Source organism: Litoreibacter sp. GN1-5, from assembly GCF_055693805.1.
The window spans coordinates 3243933-3262507 of record NZ_JBVFUP010000001.1; the positions used below are offsets into that span (position 1 = coordinate 3243933).

At 53.8% G+C, this 18575-nt stretch carries 18 protein-coding genes and 2 pseudogenes; 16 read left to right on the plus strand and 4 right to left on the minus strand.

Annotated elements, in window-relative coordinates:
- Positions 1–15 precede the first annotated feature (15 nt).
- From hisD to ACZ1HF_RS16290, 13 genes and pseudogenes are all read left to right on the plus strand, one after another.
- Entirely contained in the window at positions 16–1326 is a 1311-nt protein-coding gene (hisD, locus tag ACZ1HF_RS16230) for a histidinol dehydrogenase (RefSeq protein WP_472658483.1), read from the plus strand.
- Positions 1327–1376: 50 nt separating this feature from the next.
- Positions 1377–2372 carry an ester cyclase gene (locus tag ACZ1HF_RS16235; protein ID WP_472658484.1) on the plus strand — a complete coding sequence of 332 codons (996 nt, stop codon included), beginning with the start codon at positions 1377–1379 and terminating at the stop codon, positions 2370–2372.
- Positions 2373–2442: 70 nt separating this feature from the next.
- The gene (locus tag ACZ1HF_RS16240) at positions 2443–3462 is read left to right on the plus strand and encodes a LacI family DNA-binding transcriptional regulator (protein WP_472658485.1); all 1020 of its coding nucleotides are present in this window, start codon (positions 2443–2445) and stop codon (positions 3460–3462) included.
- On the plus strand, positions 3459–4430 hold the full coding sequence (locus ACZ1HF_RS16245; RefSeq protein ID WP_472658486.1) for a nuclear transport factor 2 family protein: 972 nt from the start codon (positions 3459–3461) through the stop codon (positions 4428–4430). The genes ACZ1HF_RS16240 and ACZ1HF_RS16245 overlap by 4 nt, the downstream gene beginning before the upstream one ends.
- A 152-nt stretch (positions 4431–4582) precedes the next feature.
- Positions 4583–5545: a cupin domain-containing protein gene (locus tag ACZ1HF_RS16250; RefSeq protein ID WP_472658487.1), complete on the plus strand. Its 963-nt coding sequence runs from the start codon at positions 4583–4585 to the stop codon at positions 5543–5545.
- Between the two features lie 20 nt (positions 5546–5565).
- Positions 5566–6689: pseudogene (locus tag ACZ1HF_RS16255) on the plus strand (cobalamin-independent methionine synthase II family protein).
- A 62-nt stretch (positions 6690–6751) separates the two neighbouring features.
- Positions 6752–7447 (plus strand): RraA family protein, encoded by a 696-nt coding sequence (locus ACZ1HF_RS16260; RefSeq protein ID WP_472658488.1) that lies wholly within the window; start codon positions 6752–6754, stop codon positions 7445–7447.
- Positions 7448–7753: 306 nt separating this feature from the next.
- On the plus strand, positions 7754–8272 hold the full coding sequence (def, locus tag ACZ1HF_RS16265; RefSeq protein WP_472658489.1) for a peptide deformylase: 519 nt from the start codon (positions 7754–7756) through the stop codon (positions 8270–8272).
- Positions 8269–8724, plus strand: coding sequence for a peptide deformylase (gene def / locus ACZ1HF_RS16270; protein WP_472658490.1), 456 nt, complete (start codon positions 8269–8271; stop codon positions 8722–8724). The genes def (ACZ1HF_RS16265) and def (ACZ1HF_RS16270) overlap by 4 nt, the downstream gene beginning before the upstream one ends.
- Positions 8724–9215 carry a peptide deformylase gene (def, locus tag ACZ1HF_RS16275; protein WP_472658491.1) on the plus strand — a complete coding sequence of 164 codons (492 nt, stop codon included), beginning with the start codon at positions 8724–8726 and terminating at the stop codon, positions 9213–9215. Before def (ACZ1HF_RS16270) ends, def (ACZ1HF_RS16275) begins: the two co-directional genes overlap by 1 nt.
- Before the next feature lie 22 nt (positions 9216–9237).
- Positions 9238–10143, plus strand: a complete 906-nt coding sequence (gene fmt / locus ACZ1HF_RS16280; RefSeq protein WP_472658492.1) for a methionyl-tRNA formyltransferase — start codon at positions 9238–9240, stop codon at positions 10141–10143.
- A 484-nt stretch (positions 10144–10627) separates the two neighbouring features.
- Positions 10628–11062 carry a universal stress protein gene (locus ACZ1HF_RS16285; RefSeq protein ID WP_472658493.1) on the plus strand — a complete coding sequence of 145 codons (435 nt, stop codon included), beginning with the start codon at positions 10628–10630 and terminating at the stop codon, positions 11060–11062.
- Between the two features lie 44 nt (positions 11063–11106).
- Positions 11107–12609, plus strand: a complete 1503-nt coding sequence (locus tag ACZ1HF_RS16290) for an alanine/glycine:cation symporter family protein (RefSeq protein ID WP_472658494.1) — start codon at positions 11107–11109, stop codon at positions 12607–12609.
- A 21-nt stretch (positions 12610–12630) separates the two neighbouring features.
- Here ACZ1HF_RS16290 and rnhA read toward each other — a convergent pair.
- The 4 genes and pseudogenes from rnhA to ACZ1HF_RS16310 all read right to left on the minus strand — a co-directional run bounded on the left by rnhA (position 12631) and on the right by ACZ1HF_RS16310 (position 15290).
- Positions 12631–13079 (minus strand): annotated as a pseudogene (gene rnhA / locus ACZ1HF_RS16295) (ribonuclease HI).
- The gene (locus ACZ1HF_RS16300; RefSeq protein ID WP_472658495.1) at positions 13072–13659 is read right to left on the minus strand and encodes a class I SAM-dependent DNA methyltransferase; all 588 of its coding nucleotides are present in this window, start codon (positions 13657–13659) and stop codon (positions 13072–13074) included. Before ACZ1HF_RS16300 ends, rnhA begins: the two are co-directional and overlap by 8 nt.
- The gene (ispH, locus tag ACZ1HF_RS16305; RefSeq protein WP_472658496.1) at positions 13656–14606 is read right to left on the minus strand and encodes a 4-hydroxy-3-methylbut-2-enyl diphosphate reductase; all 951 of its coding nucleotides are present in this window, start codon (positions 14604–14606) and stop codon (positions 13656–13658) included. Before ispH ends, ACZ1HF_RS16300 begins: the two co-directional genes overlap by 4 nt.
- A 111-nt stretch (positions 14607–14717) precedes the next feature.
- Positions 14718–15290, minus strand: coding sequence for a LabA-like NYN domain-containing protein (locus ACZ1HF_RS16310; protein ID WP_472658497.1), 573 nt, complete (start codon positions 15288–15290; stop codon positions 14718–14720).
- A 93-nt stretch (positions 15291–15383) separates the two neighbouring features.
- On the opposite strand from ACZ1HF_RS16310, the gene folK reads away from it, so the two are divergent.
- From folK to ACZ1HF_RS16325, 3 genes are all read left to right on the plus strand, one after another.
- Positions 15384–15971: a 2-amino-4-hydroxy-6-hydroxymethyldihydropteridine diphosphokinase gene (gene folK / locus ACZ1HF_RS16315; RefSeq protein ID WP_472658498.1), complete on the plus strand. Its 588-nt coding sequence runs from the start codon at positions 15384–15386 to the stop codon at positions 15969–15971.
- A gap of 93 nt (positions 15972–16064) precedes the next feature.
- On the plus strand, positions 16065–16418 hold the full coding sequence (gene rpoZ, locus ACZ1HF_RS16320) for a DNA-directed RNA polymerase subunit omega (RefSeq protein ID WP_472658499.1): 354 nt from the start codon (positions 16065–16067) through the stop codon (positions 16416–16418).
- Between the two features lie 27 nt (positions 16419–16445).
- On the plus strand, positions 16446–18569 hold the full coding sequence (locus tag ACZ1HF_RS16325) for a RelA/SpoT family protein (protein WP_472658500.1): 2124 nt from the start codon (positions 16446–16448) through the stop codon (positions 18567–18569).
- The last annotated feature ends 6 nt before the right edge of the window (positions 18570–18575 follow it).

Consider the following 18575-nt stretch of genomic DNA (forward strand, 5'->3'; position numbering starts at 1 on the left):
AATGAGGACAGGCACATGGCAATCACACACCTCAAACGTGGCAAACCCGACGCAGATCGTGCCGAGGACGATGAAAAAGCTGCATCGGTTGTGGCCGCGACCCTCAAGGATATTGAAACCCGTGGTGATGCCGCCGTGCGAGAGCTGGCAAACAAGTTCGACGGCTATGATCGCGACAGCTATCGGCTCACACAAGGTGAGATCGACGCGCTGATTGCCAAGGTTAGTCCGCGTGACCTTGAAGACATCAAGTTTGCGCAGAAACAGGTGGTCAATTTTGCGCAAGCCCAGCGTGACAGCATGCTGGATATCGAGGTCGAGACCTTGCCCGGTGTGATCCTTGGTCACAAGAATATCCCCGTACAATCCGTTGGTTGCTATGTGCCTGGCGGCAAGTTCCCCATGGTCGCCTCGGCCCATATGTCGGTTGCTACGGCTAAGGTCGCGGGTGTGCCACGCATCATCGCCTGCACTCCACCCTTTAACGGCGAACCCAACCCTGCCGTAATCGCCGCGATGCATCTGGGTGGTGCGCATGAGATTTACGTCCTTGGCGGTATTCAGGCCGTCGGAGCCATGGCATTAGGCACAGATACCATTAAACCCGTTCACCTGCTGGTTGGCCCCGGGAATGCCTTCGTGGCCGAAGCCAAGCGGCAGCTCTTTGGCCGCGTCGGCATTGATCTCTTTGCGGGTCCCACCGAAACTATGGTCATTGCAGACGAAACCGTCGATGCCGAAATGTGTGCCACCGACCTGCTTGGACAGGCCGAACATGGCTATAACTCACCCGCTGTGCTGGTAACCAATTCGCGCAAACTGGCCGAGAACACACTTACGGAAGTTGACCGTATTCTTGATATCTTGCCCACCGCTGGCACCGCCCGTGTGAGTTGGGAAGATTATGGCGAGGTTATCGTATGTGATACATATGAAGAGATGTTGGCCGTGGCCGATGACATCGCGTCCGAACACGTGCAGGTGATGACTGATCGCGATGATTGGTTCCTTGAAAACATGACCTGTTATGGCGCGCTTTTCCTTGGGCCCCGCACCAACGTATCTAACGGTGACAAAGTGATTGGCACCAACCATACGTTGCCCACGAAAAAGGCCGGTCGCTATACGGGCGGGCTTTGGGTTGGCAAGTATCTAAAAACACACAGCTACCAAAAGATCACAACGGATGAGGCCGCTGCAAAGGTCGGCGCTTACGGGTCACGCCTTTGCCTGCTTGAAGGGTTCGTAGGTCATGCCGAACAATGTAATCTGCGCGTGCGTCGTTATGGCAGACAAAACGTCCCCTATGGCGAGGCTGCCGAGTGATGTCAGCGTCCGCCCAAGTGAAACAACAATTGGCCCCTCTGAGGGCCGCAATGGCGGAGTTTTCCGAAGCCGGCGTGCGCTGGGCAATGGCAGAACTTTTGTCTGAAGACGCAAATGTGCATCTTGGGCATCCGTTCGGCGATATGCCGGGTGCGGCCCTATACGACCGTGCATATGCGCCGCTTTTTGAGGCGATGCCTGATCTGGAGCGTCGCGATCTGATCATATTGTCAGGCGATGATGGGACAGGTGCGCAATGGGTCGGCTGCATGGGGCATTATATGGGCACGTTTGTTGCCCCTTTTCTTGACATCCCCCCAACCGGGCATCTGGCGCATATCCGGTTTCACGAATTTTTCCATTTTGATGGCGATAAAGTGGTCGACATGCAGGCGATCTGGGATTTGCCAGAGCTGATGATGCAGGCCGGAGCATGGCCTATGTCGCCCAGTCTTGGACGCGAGTTCTGTGTGCCAGGACCTATGACACAGGATGGTTTGTCAGATCATGATACGACCACCAGTCAAGCCAGTCATGACCTCGTGATCGATATGCTCACGCATCTGTCGCGCCACCCATCGGAAGGCGGGCCCGAGATTATGCAGGCAGAGCGCTTCTGGCATCCGCGCATGAACTGGTATGGCCCGGCAGGCATCGGCACTGCGCGCGGCATTGCAGGATTTCGCACCTGGCACCAAATTCCGTTTTTGAACGCACTGCCGGATCGCAAAAACGACACCAGCAGCACAGCAAGCTCGCATTTCTTTGCAGAAGGGAATTACGTTGCCGTGACCGGTTGGCCCAATATGCAGATGACTGTAACCGGTGACGGTTGGCTTGGCATTGCGCCTGCGGGACAAAAGATCACCATGCGCAGTCTTGATTTTTGGCGTGTTGAGGGCCCGCGTATCCGTGAAAACTGGGTCTTGGTTGACCTGCTGCATGTTTATGCACAGTTGGGCGTAGATGTGTTTGCCCGATTGCGAGAGGCTAACCAATCTCGCGTTCCGGGTCGCGTTCCATTTCCTGTAGGAGCCGCAGAATGACCTTGCCTGCAAACCATGCGTGCCGGTTGAACGGGGAACGCGCGCGAATTCATGGCGTGTGGGCCAGGTAATGAACTTAATCAAAGTCACATCCCAACAAGTCGCCGAGCGCGCCGGTGTCAGCCAATCGGCGGTCAGCAGGGTATTTACGCCGGGGGCATCAGCCTCGAAAAAGACTGTCAAAAAAGTGCGCGAAGCGGCAGAAGAGCTGGGCTACCGGCCCAATGTCTTGGCCCGAGCCATGGTGTCGGGCAAAAGTCGTATCATCGGGTTGGTTGTAGGTTATCTGGAAAACCAGTTCTATCCTGAAGCGCTGGAGAAGTTGTCAAACGCATTGCAGAAACGCGGCTATCATGTGCTGATTTTCTTGGCTGAACAGAACGCCGAAAATATCGATGTGGTGGTCGAGGAAATCCTTGATTATCAGGTGGATGGTATTATCGCAGCTTCGGTTTCCATGTCGTCTAACCTGTCAGAACGCTGCCGTGCCGCAGGTGTGCGGATGGTGCTATTCAACCGGAGTCAGGACGATCCGAACATGTCTACAGTCACCTCGGACAATTATGCAGGCGGACGCAAGGTGGCTGAGTTGCTTTTGGCCGCCGGGCACCGCAAGATCGCGCATATTGCCGGGTGGGAAGGTGCTTCGACACAGCGCGACCGCGAGGCGGGGTTTATTGCGGCACTAGCAGAGGCCGGTGTTACATTGCATGCCCGTGGCCAAGGGGATTTCATTATGGAAAAGGCCGCTGAGGCCACACGCGTCATGTTTGCTGCTGACCCGCCTGACGCGGTGTTTGTCGCCAATGATCACATGGCTTTGGCGGTCATGGATACGATGCGCTTTGAGCTTGGCCTAAATGTTCCCGGTGATGTGTCTGTGGTTGGTTTTGATGACGTACCGGCCGCAAGCTGGCCCGCCTATAATCTGACGACCGTGCGACAACCGGCCAATCGCATGGTGGCCGAGACCGTGGATATTTTAATGAACCAGATCGAAGATAACCAATCACAGCCGCGTCGTATCGCTATTGATGGGCCACTGATCCTACGCGGATCCTCGCGTATTCCAGAAGGATGGAACACATGAAGGGCTTCAACCCAAAATTCACCGACATTCCGGATTATATTCTGAAAATAACCCGCGAGATATGGGAAGATCGTGGCGTCGCTACGCTGAACCATTATTATGCGCCTGATATTCCGGTGCGATTTCCCGAAGGTGTCTCGATCGGCAATCAGCGCACCATAAATGGTACATTGGCAACATTGGCCGAATTTCCGGATCGGGAGCTGACCGGCGAGGATGTGATCTGGTCCGGCAATGAAAATGACGGGTTTTTGTCGTCGCACCGCCTGCTGACCATGGGTACGCATACCGGTGGGGGGTATTTCGGCCCACCGACAGGCAAACGGTTTATAGTTCGCGCGATTGCTGATTGCGCGGTGATCAATGATCAGATCAATGACGAATGGCTGATCCGCGACACGGCTGGGATTGTGAAACAGCTGGGGATGGACCCGAAAGAATTTGCCCATGACCTGATCCGCCGCGAAGGTGGGCCGGGTACCTGTGTGAAACCGTTCAGCCCTGCGGTTGATGTGGAAGGCCCGTATAAAGGCCACGGTAATGACAATGACTGGGGTGTCCATTTGGCCGATATTCTGACCCGGATAATGGACAAGGATTTCGCCGTGATCCGCGCCGAATATGATCGTGCGGTCCAGACCGAACACCCGGCGTCCACAACTGTACATTCCTGGGCCGATACAGAGAAATTGTGGATGGGCCTGCGCGCATCTCTGCCCAACGCGAAATTTAGCATCGAACACCAGATTGGCCGCGAAGATTCGATGCTGTCGCCCCGCGCTGCGATCCGGTGGAGCCTGCACGGCAAGCATGATGGCTGGGGTATGTTTGGCCAGCCAACCGGGGCCGATGTCTATGTGATGGGCTTTACCCATGCCGAATTTGGCCCCTATGGGCTGCGCCGCGAATGGACGCTGTTTGATCATGTTTCGATCTGGAAACAGATCTTCATGCATACAGGTGAATGATTAGTGACGACACAGGCCACATATCTTGACGCAAGTCAGTCAACGCGGATGTTTCATGCCTACCGTGCCTCTTTGCGTGCGCGGCGGCTAAACAACCGTCCTCCGGGTGGATGGGTTTGAACCAGACAGACCCAATTCAAAGGAGACACAAGATGAGCAATATCCAAGACCGCATCGTTCGCTATGGCGATCTAAAACCCTGCAAAACTGCTTTCATCGATGCCCATACGCCGGGGTCGGACCAGAAGGAAAACTTCACTATCATTGGCGGCGGTGTCAGCGAAAGCCCTGACCAGCATGTGCATATCACAGACCAGATCGGGTTTAACATCGGGGCGGCGGGGCAACCGCCGAAATGCCGCAACTCGCTGCATTCCCACACTACAGCAGAGGTGTTTTTTGTTCTGAAAGGCCGCTGGAGGTTTTTCTGGGGCCGTTATGGAACAGCGGGCGAATTCGTCGCTGAGGAAGGCGATATTTTCAACATCCCAACAGGGATTTTCCGCGGCTTTGAGAATATCGGCACCGATTACGGGATGATCATGGCTATTCTGGGCGGCGATGACGCAGGGGGCGGCGTGACATGGGTGCCGCAGGTCATCGAAGAAGCCCGGGACCATGGGCTGGTGCTTGGTGAAAATGGCACGCTTTACGACAACAAGAAGGGCGAAACCCTGCCGGATGGCGTGGGCCCGATGCCAGCTTTGTCCGAAGATGAATTGAAAGCATATCCCGAAGTGCCGGTCGAGAACGTGGTTCGAGGTTATGTCGCCCGCTATTGGGATTTGATGGCGCTCGCGCGCAACAAACCTGCCAAAGTAATCGGCGAGACTGCCCTGTTGCGTGACAAGCCGGGGTTTGAGGTCGAGCTGCTGACCCGTGGCTCAATCCCTGACGAAATGTATGCACACGACAAGCCGACAGTTCTGATGCCCATGCGCGGCCATTGGAAACTGCGTTGGCAAGGTGGCGAAACCATATTAAATCCCGGTGATACCTGCCTGATCAACCCCGGTGAGGCCCACGCGCTTGCGCCATCGATGACCGGTGAGGCAAGCCTGTACCGTGTCACCACAACCAACGATCCGGCAGGGCTGACCTGGGCCGGCAATTAAATCTTGGAAGGATCCCCCTAATGGCGCTTATCAAAACAACCCATGCGGGCTCCTTACCACGCGGTCAGGACGTGGTGGATTTCATCTTTGCTCGCGAAAATGAAACCCCTACGACCCGGCAGAATTTGATGCCTGTATGACTGCGGCAGTATCGGACGCTGTGCGCAAACAAATCGAGGCAGGTGTTGATATCGTCTCGGACGGCGAGACGTCCAAGATATCTTATGCCACCTATGTCAAAGACCGATACACTGGGTTTGGCGGCGATAGCCCACGTAATGCACCCGCGGACCTCAAGATGTTTCCGGGGTTTCTTCAGCGTCTTGCCAATGATGGCGGAACCCCGCAATACGCGCGCCCTATGTGTGTGGACGAAGTGCGCTCAAAAGGGCAGGGAGAGCTGGAAAAAGATATCGCTAACCTCAAAGCGGCAATGGCTGAACATGGGGCAAAACGTGGCTTTATGAACGCAGCCAGCCCCGGTGTGATCTCTCTTTTCTTGCAGAACGATTATTACAAATCGCGCGCAGCTTATCTGGCCGCTTTAGCGGATGCGATGAAGGCGGAATATGAAACCATCGTCGCCTCGGGACTGGATTTGCAACTGGACTGCCCCGACCTTGCCCTGTCGCGGCACATGCTTTTTACGGATCTCTCGGATGATGAGTTTGTGAAGGTCGCAAACATGCATGTCGAAGCGCTGAACCACGCGCTGTCAGATGTGCCTGCTGATAAGGTGCGGGTGCATATTTGCTGGGGCAATTACGAAGGGCCGCATTGCTGCGATATCCCTATGTCCAAGATGTTCGACACGCTGATGGCAACCAAGGCGCGCTATGTGCTGTTTGAGACCTCAAACCCGCGTCATGGTCACGAATGGGCCACCTTCCGCGACCGCAAAGACGACATCCCTGATGACAAGGTTCTGGTGCCCGGCGTGGTCGATACCACAACCAATTTCGTAGAGCACCCTGAACTGGTCGCCCAACGTATAGAACGCTTTGTCAGCATCGCCGGTGCGGATCGTGTCATCGCTGGGTCCGATTGCGGCTTTGGAACCTTTGCGGGTTTTGGCGCGATCGATCCTGATATCGCCTATGCCAAGCTTGCTGCCTTGTCTGAAGGCGCGGCGCTGGTCAAATGACGTCGCTGGCTCGTATTCCCAGCATCATCAACGCAACGCTTGCCCAGCGGTTGGAGACTTAAATGAATGATACTCTGCTGACCCTGCTGAAACAGGTCGACACGCCAACTGTTTGTAATGCCATTGAAGTGGCGCAGGGCAAGCGTGGTTTCAATGCCTTTACGCGTGGCACAATGCTTGCGTCGCATCCTGATGCGCCCGCTATGGTCGGGTATGCCCGCACGGCAAAGATTGCGGCTGTCTTGCCACCAGATGAGTCAGCCGAGGTGATCAAATCCCGACGTATGGACTACTACCGCCACATGGCCGAGGGTCCACGTCCGGCCCTTGCAGTGGTGGAAGATATCGACTTTCCCAATTGCATTGGTGCCTACTGGGGCGAGATAAACACAACGGTTCACAAAGGCTTTGGCCTGTCTGGCGCACTGACCAACGGCGTGATGCGCGACCTTGGTGATCTTCCGGATGGATTCGCGGTTGTGGCCGGTTCCATCGGCCCCAGCCACGGGTTTGTACATGTGAAAGAGATCGGCACGCTGGTAACAGTGTTTGGTCTGCAAATTGATAACGGAGATCTGGTGCATGCTGATCGCCACGGCGCACTAGTTATTCCGCCCGAGGTGATTCCAGATCTGGAAACCGCTATTCACCACCTGCTTGCCACTGAAAAGCTGATATTGAATCCAGCGCGCAAAGATGGGTTCGATTTTGAAGCATTTGAAATTGCCTGGGCGGCGTTCGAAGCGGCCCGTACCTAGCATACGCCGCTACTCGGAGATCAGCGACGGCTTCGAAGCTCGCCGTGTCATCAAGGAATGGATTGCCTTCTACAAAACTAAACGCCATGATTCACCGCTTGATCAGTTAACGTCAGACGACGCGTACTCAGCGGGCTTAGAGCAACGATGCGCAGCACGAAACCTTAACCGGATATACCTTAGAGACGCTGCAAAATTGTCTGAATAACTGGGACCACTCCAACACTTAGGCAGATCGAGAATACAACGCCAAGGTTACTTTTTGATAATCTTGTGAGGCGATACAAGAAAGGCTATCTAAAGCCCATGATACGTCCGATCCTGATCCATCCCGACCCGCGCCTTAAAAAAGTTGCAGACCCCGTTGCCGACATCTCGGACGAGCTGCGGGCGCTGGCTGACGATATGCTGGCAACAATGTATGATGCGCCGGGCATTGGGTTGGCCGCACCTCAGATTGGTGTGCTGAACCGGTTGATTGTTCTGGATTGCATCAAGGAAGAAGGTGCCGCGCCTCAACCTACAATCATGTTCAACCCGGAAGTTATTGCCGCGTCAGACGAGACGAACACCTATGAAGAAGGCTGTCTGTCGATACCCGACCAATATGCCGATGTTGAGCGCCCGGCCGAGGTCAGTGTGCGCTGGCTGGACAGGGACGGCAATCTTAAGGAACAGGATTTCGACGGGCTTTGGGCGACCTGTGTGCAGCACGAGATCGACCACCTGAACGGTAAGCTGTTCATCGATTACCTGCGTCCGTTGAAACGACAAATGATCACCCGCAAGATGGTCAAGTTGAAACGGGAACGGGCGCGGTCTTGACGCTGGAAATTCTCCAACACCCGGATCTGCGCCTGCGCGAGATTTGCGCTCCGTTCACTGAATTTCATAGCGGTATTGGGTCTTTCGTCGAGGCAATGTTCGAAACGATGTATGGGGCTCCGGGCCGTGGATTGGCGGCACCGCAAGTTGGGCTGTTGGAGCAGCTTTTCGTGATGGATACCACATGGAAAGAAGGCCAGATGACTCCACAGGTCATATTCAACCCGGTGATTTTATCCTCTGGTGGCCAACAGGCGAATGACGAAGCATGCCTGTCGATTGCCGATGTGTCGCGTCGTATTGCACGACCCGAATGGGTCGAGGTGGCGTGGCAGGGCATTGGCGGCGCAAAACAATCGGGTCGGTTCGAAGGCTTCGCCGCCGCCTGTATCTGTCATGAAATGGATCACCTTGACGGGCGTTTGATCCTTGATCACGCGGTTGCAGACTGATGCGTAAGGTTCTGCTTTGGCCTGACAAGCGCCTGCGACAGACCGCAACGAATGTGACCGCAATTACCGAGGTTGAACACGCCGTTTGGGATAACATGATCGCTGTCATGGAAGCCATGCCCGGCGTGGGCCTTGCCGCAACACAGCTTGGTGTGATGCAACGCCTTGCTGTGGTTGATGCCTCCACTGAGCGTGGCCAAGTCATACGCATGGCAAACCCTGAAATACTACATGCCTCGGCGCACATGCGCGCCCATGAGGAAGCTTCGCCCTGTTTGCCAGGTGTATCTGCGAAGATAGAACGCCCGCGCGCGGTGACAGTCCGGTTTTTGAACGTGGAAGACGAAACCGAGGAACGGGACTTCGTGGGCCTCTGGGCGACCTCGGTACAGCATCAGATCGATCATTTGGCCGGCAAGATGTATTTCGATCATTTGGGCCGTGTGAAGCGGGATATGCTTTTGAAAAAAGCAAGAAAGATTGCGCGATGACCTACATATCGGAGGCATATAGATGCGAGTAGTCTTCATGGGGACGCCAGAATTTTCAGTACCCGTACTAGATGCACTGGCTAAACATCATGAGATCGTGGCGGTATATTCTCAACCTCCGCGTCCTGCGGGTCGCGGCAAAAAGGATCGTCCATCCCCGGTGCAGGCGCGGGCCCAGGCGTTAGGTCTGCCGGTACGCTATCCGATTTCACTCAAGACTGCCGAGGCCCAAGCAGAGTTCACTGCTCTGGATGCAGACATCGCGATGGTCGTGGCTTATGGTCTGATTTTGCCACAAGCAGTTCTGGATGCACCAAAGTATGGGTGCCTGAATATTCATGCTTCGTTACTGCCACGCTGGCGGGGTGCTGCGCCGATCCACCGCGCAATCATGGCCGGGGATACGCAAACTGGTATCTGCATTATGCAAATGGAAGCCGGGTTAGATACTGGCCCCGTTTTGCTGGAAAAATGCACCCCAATCCATAGCAGCGATACAACCGGTGTTTTGCATGATCGCCTGTCAGGCCTTGGCGCAGAAGCGATCATTGAGGCTTTGCAGAAACTGGATGTTCTCACGCCAGTTCCTCAACCGAACGAAGGGGTCACATACGCAGAAAAGATAGACAAGGCTGAGGCACGCATCGACTGGTCACGCCCCGCGGTTGAGGTTGATCGTCTGATCCGCGGGTTGTCGCCTTTTCCGGGCGCGTGGACCATGCTGGGGACTGATCGGATCAAGCTGCTCAGCAGTAAGGTAGTTGATGTATCCGGTACTCCGGGGCAAGTCATCGACGGGTTTCAGATTGCCTGCGGCGAAGGTGGTGTGAAAATACTGCGCGCGCAGCGGGCCGGTAAATCGGCACAGGATGCAGATGACTTCATACGAGGCACACCGCTGCCGGTTGGCGCAGTAATAGGGGGGTGAGAATGGCCTTTTCGCCTTATTTGGCTCATCGTGGATAGCCGAAGTCGTAGGGTAAATTTCTGAAAAATCTGTGTTCACTCACAACGGTTATATTATTTTAATCACCATTTATATCGGCGATATTGTTGCGTTCTTCATACTTCGTTCAATACTGGGTATCAGCTTTGGCTCACCGTGCGCAGATGTGATTATTAACGCGATTGGCGTTCGTATTACTCTACCTGACTCATTATCGAAAATAGATAATTACGCGTAAGTATCTGGTCGTTTTGAAACACTGATATGCCAGCACTTCAAATCTACGATCAAGGGATGTCAAAGCATGCCTGTTCTAAATTTGTTGCTAAAATAGACAAAGTGGTAAAATGTAGGCAATGAAACAGGCTAATACAGCAACAATGCTTGTGAGCTCTTCATCAGAGACTTGCTTTCTTCTAGTCCATGCCGTTCGCACATAGTGTCGTAAAAGACAGAAAGGAACCCGATGTCAAATTCCGTACTGGTCGCAATCGATGGTAGCCCCGGCGGAGAACGCGCCATGAACTACGCTAGAGAACGGGCAAAATTAGGCGGGGCGAAGCTGATCGTGGCCTATGTTATCGAATGGTCCCCTTACTCTTTCAATACGCCTGAAGAAAATGCAGAACGGCACATGCGCCGCGAGCAAGAGATTGAAAAAGCGACGTCCAGTATCGTGCAACCTGCCTCAGCTGCGCTAAAAGCAGATGGAGTAGAGTGTGAGACCATCGTTCAACATGGTCCGCCAGCGGAAATCCTGATAAAACTCGCCAAGAAGCATGATGTCGCACAGATTGTAATCGGGCGCCGTGGCCAATCCGGAATCAAAACTCTAATCTTTGGCAGCGTAGCTGGAAGCCTGATCCAGACCTCGCCAGTGCCGGTCGTCGTCGTTCCATAAATTCAAAACTAAGATCAATAAAACAGCATCAGTAGGGGCCAGATATGAAACACGTTTTGACAGCCATCTTGTCGCTCTTTGCGCTTAGCTTACCCGCATATGCAAATATTGATGAAACGATCAACGATTTAACAGAGCCGGTCGCCTCGCTGATTGGCAGTATCGTTTTCTTCAAGATACCAGTGTTCGGGGCACAGCTTCCCCTTGTTGTTCTCTGGCTGGTAATCGGCGCGATCTTCTTCACATTCTACATGAAATTTGTGAATATCACTGGTTTTGGACATGCCATCCGACTTGTTCGAGGTGACTATGCAGATCCGGATAGCCCTGGTGAGGTGTCCCATTTTCAGGCTCTGGCAACGGCTGTATCGGGTACAGTTGGCATCGGGAATATCGGTGGTGTGGCTGTCGCTGTCACGATTGGCGGTGCGGGTGCCACTTTCTGGCTCATCGTGGCCGGATTTCTTGGTATGTCGACAAAATTCGTGGAATGCACATTGGGCGTGAAGTACCGCAATGAGAACCCAGATAGCTCCGTTTCTGGTGGGCCCATGTATTATATGCGAAAGGGCTTCGAAGAACGTGGTATGGCGACGTTCGGTAAATATATGGGGACATTCTATGCCGTCGGTATCTTCATTGGTGCATTAGGTATTGGTAATATGTTCCAGTCTAATCAGGCATATGTGCAGCTTAATACAGTTGCAGGCGGTGGTTTGGACGGTTTGGGTTGGTTAGTAGGCCTTATTCTGGCCGCGGTTGTCTTTGCCGTCATCATTGGCGGAATTAAGTCTATTGCTCGCGTCACCGAGAAAATCGTGCCCTTCATGGCGATCTTCTACTGCGTGTTTGCGATAATCGTCATTCTGATGAACTATGCGTCTATCCCGCAAGCCATTGGGAATATTTTTGAAGGTGCCTTTACCGGTGCAGGTGTTCAAGGTGGCGCGATTGGTGCGTTGATTATTGGCTTCCAGCGTGCAGTTTTCTCAAACGAGGCGGGTATTGGTTCTGCGTCTATCGCGCATGCGGCGGTTCGCACGCCTCATCCCGTGACCGAAGGCTACGTGTCCCTGCTGGAGCCGTTCATTGATACAATCGTGATATGTACCATCACTGCGCTTGTGATTGGTACCAGTCAGGTCGCGGACCCAACTTTCGCTGGGGAGGCAACAGGGGTTGCGATGACCTCTGCCGCTTTTGAGCGCCAAATCAGCTGGTTCCCGATACCTTTGGCATTGGGGGCATTGCTGTTTGCATTCTCCACGATGATCTCATGGTCATATTATGGGCTCAAAGGCTGGACTTACCTGTTCGGCGAGGGTCAGACAGGCCAGATGATCTACAAGCTGGTGTTTTGCGCATTCGTGGCTATCGGCTGCATGGTTCAGCTTGGCCCGATCCTCGACATTTCAGATGCGCTGGTCTTCCTGATCTGTGTTCCGAACATCTTGGGTCTGTATTTCCTTGCACCGATCGTGAAGGCAGAAATGTTATCCTACAAAGCGCGTCTGGAAAGTGGTGAGATCAAGAGCTACAGCCATTGATCTGAGATAAGGGGTTACGGTCTATCCTTTAAATGGGGCCATCCCGGCGCGGGCCAATTCATCGGCCCGCTCATTTTCGGGATGGCCCGCGTGACCTTTGACCCATTCCCAAGTCACATCATGACGTGCGCGGGCCTGATCAAGCCGTTTCCACAAGTCGAGGTTCTTGATTTCCCGCCCTTTTTCTTCCAACCCTTGGCCTTCCAGCCGTGAATCCATTTTGTGATCCCGTCCTTCACATAGGCGCTGTCTGTAACCACAGTCAGTTGTGAGGCACGGTCAAGTGCTTCAAGCGCATTTATTGCGGCCAGAAGCTCCATACGGTTATTCGTCGTCTCTGCCGCGCCGCCTTTCAACGCGCGTTCTTTCAACACGGTGTCACCGTCCCACGCAATCAGCAACGCGCCCCAGCCGCCTGGTCCCGGATTGCCTGAACACGCTCCATCCGTATAGGCGAATAACTCAGGCATAGGCTAACATCGTTACCCAAGGTGCGTCCTCACCGCTTAGACCGGCATCAATTCCGGTGCGTGATGTCGCAACACGAAAGCCTGCAGCGCTTAGCAAGGTTCGTAACTCGTCTTCCGTGTAATACGCATAAAAGCGGCCAATTTTATCACGCGCCTCGTCAGTGCCAGTCTTCATACCGATATGAAAAATACCATCTGTCTTCAGCGCATTGTGGATTGCATCAAGGTGGCGCGGGAATTCTGATTTCGGCGCATGTAACAGGCTGAAATTGGCCCAGATGCCATCATAAAAGCCGGTGACAGTCAGAGTATCAAACTGCGCTTGCGTCACCTTTACACCTGGGTGCCGCTCCGCCAGAGTGACCATTTCGCCAGAGGCGTCCCATGCATCCACTTTGTGGCCTGCTTTAGCCAATTGCGCGGCGGACCGTCCCGGCCCGCAACCAAGATCAAGAACGTGGGACTGCTGCGGCAGGGCGTTCAGAAAGGCGGACATATCCTGATCAGGCGTGTCAGAACCAAGTTTGAGATAATCCTCGCTTCGTGCGTCATAGATGGCAATGGTCTCGGGGTCGCTCATGCAGTCTCTCGCAGCACGCGGGGAACTTTGAATTCCACGTTCTCGACAGCCGTTTCCACAATCTCAACCGTAGTTTCAAAACGGGCACGGAAGGCATCGATGACTTCGTTGATCAGCACTTCGGGGGCCGAGGCGCCAGCAGTGATGCCAATACTGTCGATCCCTTCCAACGCGCGCCAGTCTATGTCTTTTGCGCGTTGTACCAGTTGCGCATAGCTGCATCCCGCTTTGGTCCCAACTTCGACCAGGCGTTTGGAGTTCGATGAATTAGGCGCACCAATGACCAACATGGCCGAGGTGCGCGCAGCCATGGCTTTCACGGCTTCCTGACGGTTGGTGGTTGCGTAACAGATGTCTTCCTTATGCGGCCCAATGATCGCAGGGAACCGTGCCTGTAGTGCTGCGACGATATCTGCTGTGTCATCCACCGACAGGGTCGTCTGTGTAATGAAGGCCAGTTTTGCAGGGTCGCGTGGGGTGATCTTTGCAACATCATCCACGGTTTCAACCAACAGCACTTCGCCTTCTGGCAGCTGGCCCATCGTCCCAACGGTTTCCGGATGGCCATCATGGCCGATCATCACCATCTGCAAGCCGTTCTGGTGATGCCGTTCAGCTTCGATATGCACCTTGGAGACAAGCGGGCAGGTGGCATCGACATAGATCATCTCGCGCTTTGCCGCCTCTGCCGGAACAGCTTTTGGAACACCGTGGGCCGAAAAAATGACGGGACGATCATCGGGGCATTCTTCCAGTTCTTCGACAAAGGTAGCCCCTTTATCCCGTAAGGAATCCACGACGAATTTGTTATGAACGATTTCATGACGCACATAGACGGGCGCGCCCCATTTTTCCAATGCCATTTCAACGATCTTGATCGCACGGTCTACGCCTGCACAAAACCCACGCGGGGCAGCAAGATAAATGGTCAAGGCTGGTTTGGTCATGAAACGCTCCGAGATTGCCCAACAGGTAATCATTTGAACGGGCAACGTCCAGAGCGGCTGTAGAGTAAGGGTTAGGGTGCCCCGGTGATTATCTCATCGGGGCAATTAGTGTCAGTCGACATGCTCGGCCATGTCGGCTTGTCCGGGCTCGCCTTCGCGTGGGGGGCGGCCAATAACATCACGCAGTTCATCAAGTTCAATGAAATTATCTGCTTGTCTGCGTAATTCATCTGAAATCATCGGTGGATTTGACCTAATAGTCGAAACCACTGAGACCCGAACGCCCTTTCGTTGAATCGACTCAATCAGAGGACGGAAATCACCATCGCCCGAAAACAGGACAATATGATCAACGAATGGCGCAAGTTCCATAGCGTCAACCGTCAGTTCGATATCCATATTGCCTTTCACTTTCCGGCGTCCATCGCGGTCGGTGTATTCCTTGGCGGGCTTTGTGACCATGGTGAAGCCGTTATAATGCAACCAATCAACCAGCGGACGAATTGGGGAATAGTCGTCATTTTCAAGAAGTGCCGTATAGTAAAATGCGCGAAGCATCTTGCCACGCCGCATAAATTCGTGCCTGAGGAGCTTGTAGTCAATATCAAACCCCAAAGACTTGGCGGCGGCGTAAAGGTTTGACCCATCAATGAACAGCGCCAACCGTTCGTCTTTATAGAACATAAAATTTCCTTCCGGTATGAGCCTTGCGTCGAGTGTACCGTGAGTGTGAGTGGGGGGTGCAAGGCCACATAGGGAAGATAAGGGAAAACGCTGGTGCCGCAACCCAGAGAATGCCTCGAACTGTCCGCAATAGGCTATGTTGCGCTTGGAAGTAACGCTACGTTACGCAATTATACGCCATATGACATAATCCAAAGCACATGTAAGGCGATATCAAGTGATTCGGTTCATGTCGCCTCAATTAGTCTATTTTATAAGACACCTGCGTTTCCAGCGGGCAGCGGTCACGACTATGTGAACGCTGCTTTGCGTGTTGAAACCTGTCTGTCACCGACAGGCTTGTTGTCATTTTTGCACGAGATCGAACAACAATTCGAACGTAAGCGCGATACGCGTTGGGGGCCGCGTACATTAGATATTGATCTGATCGCCTATGACGATCTGGTTCTGCCGGATCACGCCAGCCTGTCTTACTGGATGAACCTGCCCCTTAAGGATCAGATGCAGGAGACCCCGGACCAGCTGATCCTGCCGCATCCACGATTGCAGGATCGTTCCTTTGTTCTGGTGCCGTTGCATGACATCGCCCCGGATTGGCGCCACCCGATCTTGGGTTTGAGTGTCCGTGACATGTTGAATGCTCGTCCAAAGGCCGAGAAAAGTGAAATTCGGCCTTTGTAAGCGTCGTTTTCGTATCATTTTCCTGTTGTCAAGCGCTTTGCGAAGTCTTAGGTAAAGCGTCTGATATTCCCTGATGATGACTGGAGTCTCCTGATGGCCCGTGTGACGGTTGAAGATTGCGTTGACAAAGTTCCGAACCGTTTTGAGCTTGTTATGCTCGCTGCGCACCGCGCGCGCGAAATTTCTGCGGGCTCTGCCGTGACCGTTGATCGCGATAACGACAAAAACCCTGTTGTGTCCTTGCGTGAAATTGCGGACGAAACGCAAGCTGCTGATGATCTGTGTGAGCGGATGATTGAAAGCAACCAGACCCAGATTGAAGTTGATGAGCCAGAAGAAGACGCAATGGCGCTTCTTATGGGGGTTGAGCAAGACAAACCTGCAGACGATGATATGTCGGAAGAAAAGCTCCTTCGTGCGCTGATGGAAGCGCAAGAACCGAGGTAAAGCCGCCACGGCGATGGACCATCGAATATGATTGATGTTGATGATCTGATTTCGCTGGTCCGCACCTACAATCCGAAAACCAACGAAGACCTGATCCGGAAGGCCTATGATTATGGCGCGCTTATGCACAAGGGGCAAAAGCGCCATTCTGGGAAGCCCTATTTCACGCACCCGGCCGAAGTGGCCGCGCTTTTGACAGAACAGCGGTTGGATGATGCAACGATCATCACAGCGCTTTTGCACGACACGATTGAAGACACCAAATCCACCTATGCCGAGATCGAAAAGCGCTTTGGCAAGGAAATCGCCGAACTGGTAGATGGCGTGACCAAGCTGACCAACCTGCAACTCAGCTCGACTGAAACCAAGCAGGCCGAGAATTTCCGCAAGCTTTTCATGGCCATGTCAAAGGATTTGCGGGTCATTCTGGTCAAACTTGCAGACCGTCTGCACAATATGCGCACGATCAAACACATGCGCCCGGAAAAGCAGGTTCAGAAATCGCGCGAGACGATGGATATCTACGCTCCGCTGGCAGGCCGGATGGGTATGCATTGGATGCGCGAAGAACTGGAGGATTTGTCCTTCCGTGTGCTGAACCCCGAAGCGCGCGCGTCGATTATTCGCCGGTTCATCACTCTGCAGAAAGAGACAGGCAATCTGGTTCCAAAAATTACCGAGGATATTCAAGCCGAACTCGCTCAGGCAGCTGTTGAGGCTGATGTTTTCGGGCGTGCGAAGAAGCCCTATTCGATCTGGCGCAAAATGGAAGAAAAGAAGCAGGGTTTTTCACGCCTGTCCGATATCTACGGGTTTCGTGTGATCACGAAGTCCGAGGAAGATTGTTACCGCGTGTTAGGGGCGATCCATCAGCGGTGGCGATCTGTTCCCGGGCGTTTCAAGGATTATATCAGCCAGCCAAAATCAAACGGCTATCGCTCGATCCACACAACGGTCTCGGGTCGTGATGGCAAGCGCGTTGAGGTGCAGATCAGAACGCGCCAGATGAACGAGGTGGCCGAGGCCGGTGTCGCCGCTCACTGGTCTTACCGTGACGGGGTACGGGTTGAAAACCCGTTTGCTGTGGACCCGGCAACGTGGATTTCCAACATGACCGAACGCTTTGAGCAGGCCGAGGATCATGATGAATTTCTAGAGCACGTGAAGCTTGAGATGTATTCCGATCAGGTCTTCTGCTTTACCCCGAAGGGTGAGGTGGTGAAGTTGCCGCGCGGGGCAACGCCTCTGGATTTTGCCTATATTATCCACACCCGCATCGGACATTCCTGCGTCGGGGCCAAGGTGGACGGTATGCGCGTTCCGCTGTGGACTCGGTTGCGCAATGGGCAGTCGGTGGAAATCATCACGGCCGAAGGTCAGCGCCCACAACCTACATGGATGGATATCGCCATTACCGGCCGTGCCAGGTCCGCGATCCGCAAATCTCTGCGCGAAGAAGACCGCGACCGGTTCATCAAGCTGGGTCGCGAACTGACCCGCGTGGCCTTTGAACATGTGGGCAAGAAGGCCACCGACAAGGCCCTGAAGACAGCAGCCAAGGAACTTCGCCTTGAAAATATTGCGCAGCTTCTGGAGTTCGTAGGCTCAACCGAGCTGTCGGCACGCGAAGTTGTGGGCGTGCTCTACCCGGATTTGGCGGATCGCCATGACGAGGACGAGGTTGACGCGCAGAAATCCGTGATTGGCCTTCCCGATGGGTTCAGCGTCAAACGCGCGCCATGTTGTCAGCCCGTGCCGGGTGAACGCATTGTTGGCATCAAATACAAAGGAGCAGGTGTTTTCGTCCATGCGATTGCCTGCGAGGCTTTGGTGGAACTTGACGATCAACCTGATCGCTGGGTTGACCTGCACTGGAACGCAGGCAGACATGCCGCGAACAACGCAGTGACACTCAATGTCACCATCGGAAATAATTTTGGGGTGCTCGGACGCATTTGCACATTGATCGGCGAGCAGAAGGCCAATATCTCGGACATGCATTTCATTGATCGCAAACCGGACTATTTCCGTATTTTGATTGATGTGGATGTAAGAGACGCGGAACACCTTCACGCTGTGACAACAGCAATCGAAGCAGATAGTGATGTTGCCTCGATTGATCGGCATAGGGATATAAGCTGTAAACCGTAATGAGTA